The organism is Dickeya undicola, from assembly GCF_000784735.1.
GTDB classification, from domain to species: Bacteria; Pseudomonadota; Gammaproteobacteria; order Enterobacterales; family Enterobacteriaceae; genus Dickeya; species Dickeya undicola.
Window position 1 is genome coordinate 17,677 of the sequence record NZ_JSYG01000035.1, and the last position, 13,435, is coordinate 31,111.

The 13,435-nt window shown below is 49.8% G+C and carries 12 protein-coding genes and 4 tRNA genes; 2 read left to right on the forward strand and 14 right to left on the reverse strand.

Going from position 1 to position 13,435, the window contains the following annotated elements; genetic code table 11:
* Window positions 1-33: 33 nt before the first annotated feature.
* From gshA to pncC, 12 genes are all read right to left on the reverse strand, one after another.
* Complete coding sequence (gshA, locus tag OB87_RS16590) at window positions 34-1,587, reverse strand: glutamate--cysteine ligase (protein WP_033570520.1); 1,554 nt, start codon at window positions 1,585-1,587, stop codon at window positions 34-36.
* Window positions 1,588-1,667: 80 nt separating this feature from the next.
* A complete protein-coding gene (locus tag OB87_RS16595; protein ID WP_033570521.1) occupies window positions 1,668-2,096 on the reverse strand; it encodes a YqaA family protein in 429 nt (142 codons plus the stop codon).
* Entirely contained in the window at window positions 2,093-2,659 is a 567-nt protein-coding gene (gene yqaB, locus OB87_RS16600; protein ID WP_033570522.1) for a fructose-1-phosphate/6-phosphogluconate phosphatase, read from the reverse strand. The genes OB87_RS16595 and yqaB overlap by 4 nt, the downstream gene beginning before the upstream one ends.
* Window positions 2,660-2,838: 179 nt before the next feature.
* Window positions 2,839-2,915, reverse strand: a tRNA-Arg gene (locus tag OB87_RS16605).
* Between the two features lie 57 nt (window positions 2,916-2,972).
* Window positions 2,973-3,049, reverse strand: a tRNA-Arg gene (locus OB87_RS16610).
* A gap of 76 nt (window positions 3,050-3,125) precedes the next feature.
* Window positions 3,126-3,202, reverse strand: a tRNA-Arg gene (locus tag OB87_RS16615).
* Window positions 3,203-3,209: 7 nt separating this feature from the next.
* Window positions 3,210-3,302, reverse strand: a tRNA-Ser gene (locus OB87_RS16620).
* Between the two features lie 301 nt (window positions 3,303-3,603).
* Entirely contained in the window at window positions 3,604-3,789 is a 186-nt protein-coding gene (gene csrA, locus OB87_RS16625) for a carbon storage regulator CsrA (protein ID WP_005972168.1), read from the reverse strand.
* Window positions 3,790-4,110: 321 nt separating this feature from the next.
* On the reverse strand, window positions 4,111-6,738 hold the full coding sequence (gene alaS, locus OB87_RS16630) for an alanine--tRNA ligase (protein ID WP_033570523.1): 2,628 nt from the start codon (window positions 6,736-6,738) through the stop codon (window positions 4,111-4,113).
* 138 nt (window positions 6,739-6,876) lie between these two features.
* Window positions 6,877-7,371, reverse strand: coding sequence for a recombination regulator RecX (gene recX / locus OB87_RS16635; RefSeq protein WP_033570554.1), 495 nt, complete (start codon window positions 7,369-7,371; stop codon window positions 6,877-6,879).
* 43 nt (window positions 7,372-7,414) lie between these two features.
* Complete coding sequence (recA, locus tag OB87_RS16640) at window positions 7,415-8,491, reverse strand: recombinase RecA (RefSeq protein WP_033570524.1); 1,077 nt, start codon at window positions 8,489-8,491, stop codon at window positions 7,415-7,417.
* Window positions 8,492-8,600: 109 nt separating this feature from the next.
* A complete protein-coding gene (pncC, locus tag OB87_RS16645) occupies window positions 8,601-9,089 on the reverse strand; it encodes a nicotinamide-nucleotide amidase (RefSeq protein WP_033570525.1) in 489 nt (162 codons plus the stop codon).
* A gap of 248 nt (window positions 9,090-9,337) precedes the next feature.
* Between pncC and OB87_RS16650 the strand changes: the two genes are divergently transcribed.
* Together OB87_RS16650 and OB87_RS16655 are read left to right on the forward strand one after the other, a co-directional pair.
* On the forward strand, window positions 9,338-9,799 hold the full coding sequence (locus tag OB87_RS16650; RefSeq protein WP_033570526.1) for a GNAT family N-acetyltransferase: 462 nt from the start codon (window positions 9,338-9,340) through the stop codon (window positions 9,797-9,799).
* Window positions 9,800-11,254: 1,455 nt separating this feature from the next.
* Complete coding sequence (locus tag OB87_RS16655; protein WP_033570527.1) at window positions 11,255-11,767, forward strand: SRPBCC family protein; 513 nt, start codon at window positions 11,255-11,257, stop codon at window positions 11,765-11,767.
* A gap of 83 nt (window positions 11,768-11,850) precedes the next feature.
* Here OB87_RS16655 and cybB read toward each other — a convergent pair whose 3' ends face one another.
* Both cybB and OB87_RS16665 read right to left on the reverse strand, forming a co-directional pair.
* Window positions 11,851-12,384 carry a cytochrome b561 gene (cybB, locus tag OB87_RS16660; protein ID WP_033570528.1) on the reverse strand — a complete coding sequence of 178 codons (534 nt, stop codon included), beginning with the start codon at window positions 12,382-12,384 and terminating at the stop codon, window positions 11,851-11,853.
* 384 nt (window positions 12,385-12,768) lie between these two features.
* Complete coding sequence (locus tag OB87_RS16665) at window positions 12,769-13,398, reverse strand: LysE family translocator (RefSeq protein WP_033570529.1); 630 nt, start codon at window positions 13,396-13,398, stop codon at window positions 12,769-12,771.
* Window positions 13,399-13,435 lie beyond the last annotated feature (37 nt).

The window sequence follows — 13,435 nt, forward strand, 5'->3', positions numbered from 1 at the left end:
CCGCGTGGCCTTTTCTTTTACCGGCTCCCGGCATTACTGCCTGGAGAGATATGCATCAAAACTCAGCGTATCTTCTGACTCCAGTTGACGTTGGTGCTGCCATGAACGCTCGCACTCGGAAGTAAACTGGGTTTCAGATAAAATCTCCAGCGGCTCCTGCAACAGTTGCTCGCGGTACTGCCCGGCGAGTTGAAGACCAACGCCGCCACTACCATTTTCCAGCATCATCGCCAAAATCCGGGCGGAAAACGTCTTGTCCGGGTCGTCAAATCCTTCAACCAGTTGATCACAGACCTGTCGATAGTACGGCTTAGCTTGCCCCTGATCCAACAATTCCGCAACACGCCGCAGATCCGCAAACAGTGAACGTCCAACTTCCGCAATCGTCTGACGCGTTGTATCGCAGCCCATACCGACTGTCTGCCCCGGTTTACGGCCTTCCAGAATCACCTGATTCCAGTTTTTACGTGTGCAGAGCAGTTCCGATTCACTCATTTCCGGCGCATCCGCCAACGCACACCAAATCAGGAACAGATCGAGGAATCGCGCCTGTTCGGCGCTGACGCCGATCGCCGAGAATGGATTGATATCCAGCGAACGCACTTCGATATACTCAATCCCGCCGCGCAATAGCGCATCGGAAGGTGACTCGCCCGGACGAGTAACGCGTTTAGGCCGGATCGGTGCATACAATTCGTTCTCAATCTGCAGCACATTGGTATTCAACTGCAGATAACGGCCCTCTTTTTTGAGCCCAATCCCTGCATATTCTTCAGAAGGCGTGTGAATCGCCTTTTTCAGCGCTGAAACATAGGTTTCCAAACTGTTGAAGGTAATGCCAAGGTTGCTCTGTGATTTGTTGGTGTAACCCAAGTCACTTAAACGCAACGATGTCGCGTACGGCAGGTAGAGCATACCTTTTTCCGAACGCTCAAACGGCAAGTGAGTTTCTTTGCCCTGTAGGAAAGAGGAGCAAATCGCTGGCGAGGCACCAAACAGATACGGAATTACCCAGCCGAAACGGTAGTAATTCCGGATCAGTTGAAAATATCCGGCGGAAATCGCTTCCTTACCGCTGATAGCGTCGGTAATGCCATCACGAGCCTGCCAGAATGCCAACGGCAGCGAAAAATTATAATGCACGCCAGAAATGGTCTGCATCAACGCGCCATAGCGGTTTTTCAGGCCCTCACGATATAGCGTTTTAAAACGACCAATATTCGAGGAACCATACTGCGCCAGTTCGATATCCTGCCCTGCTTCAATAAAGCAAGGCATACTTAGCGGCCACATGCGCTCATCATCAAGATGACGCGCCACATAACGATGAATATCACGCAAAAAGGTGAGAAGGTGATCAATATCCTTGTCAACCGGCGTAATGAATTCCAGCAATGCTTCAGCAAAATCCGTGGTAATCCAGGGGTGGGTTAGCGCCGCCCCCAATCTCTCCGGATGCCCTGTCTTCGCCAGATGTCCATTTGCCATCACGCGCAGTGTTTCACGCTCAATGCCACGCTGGATCCCTTTTATAGACTGAGGATGTTTTTCCAGCCAGGACAGCGCTTTTGATACGTCCGGGATCAAATTGACCTCCCGCTATGAAGATTTAGTCATGTTAATAAGAATAATGGATGGTATATGGGGGCAACTATCACAATTACAACTCATGCTGTCCCCATCGTCCATTTCAGCGCTACGCCAACCACTATCAGATAGCGCAACGTTTTTCCGATAAAAATACATATTACGGAACTTGCCCAGGGCATCCTTAACCACCCCGATAATATGCACAAGATATCGCCGACCACCGGCACCCAACTAAATAGTAATGCAGCGGTGCCATAACGCTGCAACCAGCGTCGTGCGGTATTCAATCCTTTTTGTGGCTTAAGTTCAGGAATCAGGCGCCCGACAACAATATTGGTGATCCCGCCCAATGTATTACCAATCGAAGCGACACTAATCAGCAGCAACGGGCTGCTGCTGTGAGTTAACAACAACGAAACCAGTACGACTTCCGAACTGCCTGGCAACAACGTCGCACTCAGAAAGCTGCTCCAGAATAAGGAAAAAACCGCCCAGAACTCACTCACAGCGTTCTTACATCAATCACATCCATACCTGCACTAGCCGCAGCCTGAAGGCCAAAATCGGCATCTTCAAACACGAGGCAGTGTTCAGGGGCAATCTGGATTAATGTTGCACAACGCAGGAAAGTATCAGGGAAAGGCTTATGCCGCTGTACATCATCAGCGCCGACCAGCGCAGAAAAATAGTCACGCAGGCCTAGATGACGTAGCAGACGATCAGCCAAACCATGTGTGCTTCCGGTGCCGACAGCCATCGGACGGCGGCCATGATACGCTTTAACGACGTCAATCAGCGGCAGTGGCTGTACGGTGTCCATCAGCATGGTTTCAGTCAGAGCTGCTTTCTCCGCCGCCAACCGATACGGATCAAGATCCGACTGATGCTGGTTGATAATCACCTCGGCGATACGCCAGGTCGGCGCGCCATTCAGCGCCGTCATGGCATCGTCATCATAACTCATACCATGCTTTGCCAGAACCTGTTGCCATGCCAGGCTGTGGGTCGGCTCTGTATCGAGGATGGTGCCATCCATGTCAAAGATGAGGCCCAGATAGCGATCGTACATCATGACTCCGTACCCACCGAAAAGAGACGATTACTTTAACGCAAAGTCAAAACGTTGTCGCTTATTCAATAACCATAATAAAAACAATGAAATAGATGTATCAGGCAAGGGAAACCGCAGAATCTCTGACAAAGAAAAGACGCTACTGTGGAAATAAGTTTGGATGATTTTAAATAAGATGGTGCATCCGGGAGGATTCGAACCTCCGACCGCTCGGTTCGTAGCCGAGTACTCTATCCAGCTGAGCTACGGATGCATTTTGGAAATCTTTTAGACTATGATTTTACAACAAGAGGAAACAGCATCAGGAGAATGGTGCATCCGGGAGGATTCGAACCTCCGACCGCTCGGTTCGTAGCCGAGTACTCTATCCAGCTGAGCTACGGATGCATTTCAAGATTTACTGCAAACTTCTCTTAAATTGTATAACTGACAGTGCTCTTGTCAGATAACGCTATCCATTAAATGGTGCATCCGGGAGGATTCGAACCTCCGACCGCTCGGTTCGTAGCCGAGTACTCTATCCAGCTGAGCTACGGATGCATATTAATGGCGGTGAGGGAGGGATTCGAACCCTCGATGCAGCTTTTGACCGCATACTCCCTTAGCAGGGGAGCGCCTTCAGCCTCTCGGCCACCTCACCGTACCGACTGGTAATCACTAAACTCGTTTTCGTTCAGCGCTCACCTGTCTGCGTGGCGCACATATTACTTTCCCGGACTTATAAGTCAAACAATTTTTCCGATATCAGTTCCGTTTGAACACTTCGCACCCAACAAGAACAGATTAACAACAAAAACCATGCTTTATCGCCAATAAAACAACCAGTTATTTGCACGCACAGCTACAAATACCGGTAAGGCTGTCATTAGCAAAAAAGGAAAATACAGGAAAAATAGAGATACGTGAACAACAGCGCCTCGCCAACACGAGACGCTATTCAATCAATAGGAGGTTGGCTGAGACTTCTCTGCCTGAATACGCTGGTAAATCTCTTCACGGTGTACAGAGACTTCTTTTGGCGCGTTAACACCGATACGAACCTGATTGCCCTTTACTCCTAGTACGGTAACCGTAACCTCATCGCCAATCATGAGGGTTTCGCCAACTCGACGAGTTAAAATAAGCATTCTTTGCTCCTTGAAAGATTATAAAGAGTCAGGCCTCTCTGTTCTCCCGTCATTATCCATCATGGTTGGGGAAAACGTAAACCTGGATGACGAAAATGTCTCATCATCTCACTCATTGTCTATTACTAATGTTCAGTTTAGTCGATATAAGACAGCTTGCGCTTTTTGTTATCACAACCAGACTTCATCCCATAAGACGTCTCTGGAACCCCACAGACGCCTTATGAACAGTCTTGTTTACGGCCATCCTTACCGCAAGCTAAAAACGCCAAAACCACTCATAGTCATGGCGTTTTTGCCGGGATAACACGTATTTAATATTTATAGCCTATCAACCACCCAGGCTTCAATGCTGGTCAACGCCGATGGCAACGCATCGACATCATTTCCGCCTGCTTGTGCCATATCCGGGCGACCGCCACCCTTACCGCCGACCTGGTTTGCCACAAAGCCAACCAACTCACCCGCTTTGACACGATCGGTCAACTCTTTGGTCACCCCGGCGATCAGGCTGACTTTACCATCCGCCACTGTCGATAGCACAATCACCGCAGAACCCAGTTGATTCTTAAGGTCATCCATCATCGTTCGCAACAGCTTGGGTTCAACATTGTTTAACTGCGTCACCAGCAGCTTCACACCGTTGATATCTTTCGCCTTGCTGGACAGTGAAGAGCTCTCCTGCGCGGCTTGCTGCTCTTTTAACTGCTGCAACTCTTTTTCCAGCCCGCGACTACGCTCCAGTAAAGAACGCACTTTATCGGCCAAATTGTTGCTGTCACCTTTCACCAACTGCGTGACTTCATGCAGCAAATCACTCTGATGGTGCAGATCGACAATGGCATTCTCACCGGTAACAGCTTCAATACGGCGAATACCTGCAGCCGTACCCGATTCAGACACGATCCGGAACAGACCGATATCACCAGTGCGGCGAGCATGAGTACCACCACACAGTTCGATGGAAAAATCGCCCATCGACAGCACACGGACATTCTCTTCGTATTTTTCACCAAAGAGCGCCATCGCACCTTTCGCTCGGGCCGCATCCAACTCCATCACATCTGTGTCTATCGGCAGGTTGCGACGAATCTGGGTATTGACGATGTCCTCCACCTGACGAATCTGCTCTGGCTTCATCGCCTCTGGATGAGAGAAGTCAAAACGAAGGTAGCTGTCATTAACCAGCGAACCTTTCTGCGCCACATGCTCACCCAGCACCTGACGTAAAGCAGCATGTAACAAGTGAGTCGCAGAGTGGTTCAGACGAATACGGTCGCGGCGAACATGATCCACCACCGCATCCACCTTGTCGTTCACCCGCAAAGAACCCTGAGCCAGTTTGCCGATATGACCGATAGCCTGACCATATTTTTGAGCATCGGCAACAGAGAAACGTGCTGTCGACGACGCCAATTCGCCCTGGTCGCCAACTTGTCCACCGGATTCTCCGTAGAACGGGGTTTCATTCAGGACCACGACCGCTTCGTCACCTGCCTGAATTTCCTGCACGGACTCGCCCTGACGATAAATAGCCACAACCTTCGACTGCTGTTCGGTACGTTCATAACCGCAGAACGTTGTAGATTCATCCACGCGGATCAGGCTGTTGTAATCAGCACCAAAGCCACTCGCGTCTCTCGCGCGCTGACGTTGCGCTTCCATCGCACGTTCAAAACCGGCTTCATCTACTTTCAGATTACGCTCACGGCAAACATCCGCGGTCAAATCGACCGGGAAGCCGTAAGTGTCATAAAGACGGAATGCCGCCTCACCGCTAAGCGTATCGCCTTTAAGCTGTTTAATTTCTTCGTCCAGCAGCAGCAATCCGCGCTCCAGCGTACGGGCAAACTGCTCTTCTTCATTCTTAAGCGCCTGTTCCACCAGGCTCTGCTGGCGTTTAAGCTCTTCAGCAGCGGGTCCCATCACTTTAATCAGAGTACCAACCAGCTTATAGAAGAAGGTTTCCTTCGCACCCAACATATTACCGTGACGGATAGCACGACGAATGATTCGACGCAGCACATAGCCGCGGTTTTCATTCGACGGCATTACGCCATCAGCAATCAGGAATGCACAAGACCGAATGTGGTCGGCAATGACGCGCAGCGACTTGCTGTTCAGATCATCGGTTCCTACCACGCTGGCAGCTTCCGCGATCAGTGTTTTGAACAGATCGATCTCGTAGTTGGAATTCACATGCTGCAGGACAGCGGAAACACGCTCCAACCCCATACCGGTATCAACCGATGGTTTCGGCAACGGTAACATGGTGCCATCAGCCTGCCGGTTGAACTGCATGAATACCAGGTTCCAGATCTCGATATAGCGGTCGCCATCTTCTTCGGGACTTCCCGGCGGTCCACCCCAGATGTGATCGCCATGATCATAGAAAATTTCAGAGCAAGGGCCGCAAGGACCGGTATCGCCCATCTGCCAAAAGTTATCCGACGCGTATGGTGCGCCTTTGTTGTCGCCGATGCGGATAATGCGCTCGCGAGGTACACCCACCTCATTTGCCCAAATGTCATAGGCTTCATCATCAGTGGCATAAACCGTGACCCACAGTTTTTCTTTGGGCAGGCCAAACCACTGCGGACTGGTCAACAGTTCCCAGGCGTAAGTAATGGCGTCGCGTTTGAAATAATCACCGAAGCTGAAGTTACCCAGCATTTCGAAGAAGGTATGGTGACGCGCAGTGTAACCCACGTTTTCCAAATCGTTATGCTTGCCGCCGGCGCGCACGCAACGCTGAGAGGTCGTGGCGCGCACATAATTACGTTTGTCCAGCCCCAGGAAAACATCCTTGAACTGATTCATCCCGGCATTGGTAAACAACAACGTAGGATCATTGTTTGGCACCAGGGAACTGCTGGCAACAACCTGATGACCTTTACTATGGAAAAAGTCGAGAAACGCTTGACGGATCTCAGCGGTGCTCTTGCTCATAATTGTCCTGAAATCAAGCTAAAAGAACAGTCGCGGGCAAGGCAGATGCAGCATTCTGATGTGACCAAGCCAAACGCGAACAAAAAAAGTGGGAATAAGATAAATTTTCTTAGGGGGGAAGTAAAATCCCGTGTGCGTTCAATCGGAAAAATTCATATATACCGACTGAATTTCATCGTGGGAAAAACCGCGATAAAGCAAGTAACGCTGAACTTTGGCGCGCTCTGGCCAACTGATTGGCAATGGTGAACCGAACTTACGGGTCGCTACAGTTTTCGCCTGCAGATACCAGTCTATCTCACAAGACTGCAGCGCCATGCGCTGGGTTGATTTATCGATACCCCGTTGATTAAGCTCGGCACAAATACGTTGAGCACCGTATCCTTTGCGGCAGCGGCTACTAATATAGCGCAAGGCATAGCGTGCATCATCCAGCCAGCCCTGCTGCCGACAACTGTCTACCGCCTGCTCGATTTGGGTATCAAACTCGGACAATGCAGGGTTATCGTCAGCATTGTCATGGTTGCATTCGCGGTTCGTTTGCAAATACGCCGCAATCTTGCGGCGCAATTCCATCTCGCTATGATCTCGCACAGCCAGCACATTCATCGCATAACGGAGTACTTTCGACATACCTGTCATCCCGAGAATGTGCTGCTCATGCTACGACGTTCCATTAAAAATCGTCGTTGAGTTCGCCAGCGGCTTCTTCATCGTACTCGGCGCTTGCACCGCTAGCGTTCGGCACAGCGTCATTATCCTTGTGCAGCAACATTTCACGCAGTTTCTTGTCGAGTTCAGCAGAGATAGCTGGATTTTCCTTCAGGAAATTGCAAGCGTTAGCCTTGCCTTGACCAATCTTGTCGCCATTGTAGCTGTACCAGGCACCAGCTTTCTCAATCAGCTTGTACTTCACGCCCAGATCAACCAGTTCACCGTAGGTGTTGATCCCTTCACCATACAGAATCTGGAATTCAGCCTGTTTAAACGGTGCAGCAACCTTATTTTTCACGACCTTGACACGCGTTTCGCTCCCTACAACCTCTTCGCCCTCTTTAATCGAACCGATACGGCGAATATCCAGACGAACGGAAGCATAGAATTTCAGCGCGTTACCGCCGGTGGTGGTTTCCGGGTTACCAAACATCACGCCGATCTTCATACGGATCTGGTTGATAAAGATCAGCAGCGTATTGGACTGCTTCAGGTTACCAGCCAGTTTGCGCATGGCCTGGCTCATCATGCGCGCCGCCAGACCCATATGCGAATCGCCGATTTCCCCTTCGATCTCCGCTTTCGGCGTCAACGCCGCCACGGAGTCAACGATAATCACATCCACCGCGCCGGAGCGAGCCAGTGCGTCACAGATCTCCAGCGCCTGCTCGCCGGTGTCCGGCTGGGAACACAGCAGATTATCGATATCAACGCCCAGTTTCTTCGCGTAGATCGGGTCCAGCGCGTGCTCAGCATCGATGAACGCACAGGTTTTACCTCCACGTTGCGCAGCCGCAATAACCTGCAGTGTCAGCGTGGTTTTACCGGAGGATTCAGGACCGTAGATTTCGACAATACGCCCCATCGGCAAACCACCAACACCCAGTGCGATATCGAGAGACAGGGAGCCTGTGGAGATCGTTTCAACATCCATTGAGCGATCTTCGCCCAAACGCATGATAGAACCTTTACCGAATTGCTTTTCGATCTGACCCAGCGCCGCCGCCAGTGCCTTTTGTTTGTTCTCATCAATAGCCATTTCTGCTCCTGTCGCGCAGCCTGCCGCTGCCTCTACGCTGTTGCTTATTCATGATTCACCGAACCGATGGCCGCATTATACTGTATACTCATACAGCATCAAGCCTATTTTATAAAAATCTCTCCAGCAGCGTCTGTAAGGCAAACGCCACCGCCTGCAAACGAACATCATGACGATCGCCGTCAAACTGCATTCTTTGGGCCACGCTGTTACCGTTTCTATCGCAAAAACCAAACCACACGGTTCCCACTGGTTTGTCTGGCGTTCCGCCGTCCGGCCCGGCAATACCGCTGATCGATACGGCGATATCCGCACCTGAACGGCTCAGCGCCCCAGCCGCCATTTCGTTCACGACATCGCAGCTAACCGCACCAAATTGCACCAGTGTATTTTCCCGTACGCCGACCAGCGCCTGCTTGGCCTGATTGCTGTAAGTTACAAAACCGTAGTCAAACCATGCCGAACTACCGGGTACATCCGTAATCGCCTTAGCCAGCCATCCACCGGTACAGGACTCGGCACAGGTCATTTTTTCCTGACGCGCCTTCAGACGTTGTCCCACCAGCACGCTCAGTCGCAAGATTTCAGTTTCTGTCATTGCAGCACCCTGTCTATCCATCGCAATTCAATAGTAATGAACACATTCTCCCTCAGGGTAGCACTTTTCCTGGTGCAGCCCTGTTGCTTAACCGGAATGCGAGACAACACGCAGCATGGTGCAAATTGTTGTCTTATTATCGTCATGCTGACTGTATACGATTGACTCACAATAATAACGGCGATAGCTTTTTATGACATGCGTGCCCCGCCTCGGGGCTTTTTTATTGGTGTTGCAGGACACGAATAATGATAATTCGCCGACTGGCAACCGATGATTTCGCTGAGTTTCGACGAGTTCGACTGGAAGGGCTGCAGCAAGCTCCACATGCCTTCGGCAGCACCTGGCAAAAAGAGCAGGCAGAACCTGCCAGCACGTTTATCGCCCGACTAGACACTAATCATGTGTGGGGAATGTTCGCGCCTGAGTGTCGCCTATGCGGCATCGCCGCCTACGCCGAGCAAAGTCATGATGAAGGGATTATCTGGGGTGTCTATGTCACAGACGCGTTACGCGGAAGTGGCGCGACAGACAGATTACTGCGTGCTCTGATTAATGATGCTCGTGCCCACCTGTCACATTTGACGCTGACGGTCATGCGTGATAACCACCCGGCGATCCGACTTTACCAACGACTCGGGTTTCAGCGCCTGTCGATCGTTTCTTCGGCCGATGATTCCCGGCAGACGTGGTTTATGAAGCTGAAATAATGCTGGCCTGCCAGTTGACAGGCCAGTTGGGTAGGAAGCCCCTGAAAGAAGTGACGCCGTGTTGCGAAATGCCACTGGCTACATGGTGGATTAACACATAAGGCGAATCGACTTCACGATATACCTGTTATCTTTCAATCTGCTGACGTATGGTCTACTTCGCCTCCTGGTCGCTATTTGCTGAGTCCGTTGTTTGTCTCGTCCTACAAACTCAAAATTTTCAGGTATAAAGCCTTGTTATTCGTATTTCATCCCTGGTGGGTCATTAGCGCGACACTCTCCCATTTAGTTTTCGCATCTTGTTCTGCTTGACGTGCGTTTTAAAAAAAATTCATTTTCTCAAGCACCACTCTTGTTTTTATTTATCGGCGAGAAAGTCAGCAACCTTAACCCTACAAAGAAAATATTTTTATTTTCCATTATGATTATCCCCTGCGGAACTATTACTATATTGAAATTCAGCAGCGACTGACAAACATAAAAAAAAAGCCCACCAAGAGGTGGGCAAAGCTATTGGGTTTTTCAACAGCTAAGATTTGGTAGTACTGGCACGACAGTTATCCACTGTCTGGAAATAAATTTACCGTTATTACCTTAAAATAACCTTAATTTAAGGACCTCAAAAAGCCATTGCTAAAAATTCAAATAACTAACTGTATTTAAATACAAAAAAAAGCCCACCGAAAGGTGGGCAAAGATGACACTATTCTCTGGCATGAAGCATCCTGAAGACACAGGTTGGCAGCTTTCCGCTGCCTGATAAGAATTCTATTGCATGTACATTAAGCCAACATTAGGAAAGCAAAAAAAAAAAAAATAATTTTTAATACAACAGCTCAAAAAAGATGAAAGTAGATAAAAAACAAAGCCCACCGAAAGGTGGGCAAATACTATCTTATAATTATAAAACCCTGGTGTTTTGGCGCGACAAAGTGATTACCTGCTGATAAAGTTACACGGTGAAAATTAAATCAACCTTAAAAAAACAATGCACATCGTTTATTTTTGTGACCATTACAACAGAAATAAAAACAGAAAATAAAAAACCAATTAATAGTCCACTGCGTCATTATTATCGAAAAACAAAAAGCCCATCATCTGATGGGCTAAATAAAAAATGAGAAAAAAAAGCTTACTTGATAACATGGCACGGCAGTCAATTAACACTAAGTAAAAGTGTAACAGATATCCGTTAATCTGCTCTGAATGTAGTCATTATTCTTCTATTTTTGTGAGAATACGCATCCTCTTCCGCGCCCTATCTGTAATGGAAACGTGATACTCGGCTAACACAAGTTTTTATTTCCTGCAGGTTTGCAGGTTTCCCCTGGCATCACGTACACTCGCCTGAAGACACGGCTACACCGGGGACAAGACCAGGGCAACTCGTCTATTTTTCGAGCCGCTACGACCATAGCAAGGTTTGTCTCAGGTAAATCAGGAGGGGAAGATAACGTGCCACCCACATTCTTACGTCGATCTGGCATAACGGATAACCACGCCGATCAACTCAGTAGTTCTTTAGTCATTTTCCGCCCGGCGGATGTGCTGTTTGATTTGTGGCGCGACCCCAAAACGCTACCGGTGCTGATGAACCATGTTGCCCACATCGATATCATCAACAGAACGGATTCGCTGTGGCGGATGAAAGCACCGCTCGGCCAGTATATCGAATGGCAAGCACGAATCGTGGATGAGCGACCGGGCCAATTTATTTACTGGCGCTCGCTGCCGGGTGCCAGAATCCCGAATGAAGGACGCCTCTCGTTTCGTCCGGCCCCACACAGTGACGGCACCGAAGTGACCCTCAGTATTCGTTTCGACCCTCCTGGCGGTTTTTTGGGGCGAACCCTCAGCCAGGTGTTTCAGTTGTTGCCAAAAGAGATGTTGCATAAAACGTTGCTGCGCTTCAAACAGATGGCAGAACAGCCTGGTGTTGGCACAATCCCGCCGCCAGATGGGCATTAACCTCGGATTGATTATCCAGACACGCATAAAAAAACAGACGGCGGAAAAAACCGCCGTCTGTGTCGTATTAACACGTCTCGATATTATTTTTTGTCGGGCATCATCCGCAGCAACGTATCGTCACGTACCACATAGTGATGGTGTAACGCGGCTACCGCATGGAGCCCCACCAGGAAATACCCGGCGTTAGCAATCAATTCATGAGTGTTCAGCAAGATCTGCTTGATATCGTCATTCGACTCAGCAGCAAATGGCATCGCGATACCGAACACCGACCAATCGACACCGCGGTAGTACATGCCCAACACACCCAGTATTGGCAACGCCAGAAACATCAGATAAATAAAGCCATGCACGGCATGAGACGCTATCACCAGCAGCCGCCCCGGTTGTGGGGTGATAGGTGGTGTAGGATAACGAAAACGCTGTACAACCCTCAGGATCATCAGCACCCACACTGACACGCCGCAGCTGTAATGAATAGTCGACATCAGCGCTCGCGCACTACTCCCACGTGGGGCAAAACCACGCAGCTCCATAGCGGCATAAGTGACTATCACCAGCAGCAAAACCAGCCAGTGCAACACAATCTGAGATGAATGATACTTGGTCTTCATGGAATTCCTTCTCTGTATGAGCATACAATTTGTGTGAGTATAAAACGCATACAGCCTAGCTTCACTTTATTAAGCTAGCATTAGTTTTTGGCTGACAGCAGCGAAACGTTCTTTTGGACAAAAAAATCCCGCCTTAATAGGAAGGCGGGAAAATGACTACTCTCTGACAGGGATGAATAACACAACATCAACAAGGGTTGAGACAAACATTACCAGTTGCAGTGTATAGAACTGTCATCTGTCGGTAAGGTTGATTGGTAGGATGTAAGTCGAATTTGACGGGGATAACAGGGTCAAACAAGCACAGTCAGACAGAGAGAGAAATGGGAAGAAATGCGTTCTGCAACATAGAAAAGGCGGTCAGCATTAACCGCCCTACACGTATCAACGGCGACTATCCACCAGCATTCTTACCGCCAGCCCAGCCAACACCGCTCCCATCAGCCAACGCTGCACGCGTTGCCACAACGGACGCTCCGCCAGAAAGGCCGCAATGTACCCCGCCGCCATCACCAACGACGCATTGACCGTCATGCTGATAGCTATCTGGGTGATTCCCAGTGTCAGCGACTGCCCCAAGACGCTCCCCTGCTCCGGACGAATAAATTGCGGCAACAGCGAAAGATAAAGCATCGCAGCTTTAGGATTAAGCAGGTTAGTGACAAGCCCCATGAGAAACAGGCGGCGATTACTGTCCGGCTTCAGGTCGCGCAGTTGAAAAGGTGATGCACCACCGCGCACAGCCTGCCAGGCCAGCCACAACAAATAACACGCGCCCGCAATTCGCAGCACATCGTAAGCCAGTGGCACCGCCATCATGATAGCCGTAATACCGAGCGCCGCAGCACTCATATAAATCAAGAACCCCAACGCCACACCGGACAGCGACACCAGGCCGGCTCGCCGTCCCTGACAGACAGTTCGTGAGAGCAGGTAAATCATATTTGGACCGGGCGTCAACACCAGTCCTAACGCAATGGCGGCAAACGGTAACAACTGAGACAGGCTAACCATCATTAAACCTCGGCAAACAGCAGATAGTCCTCAGGTT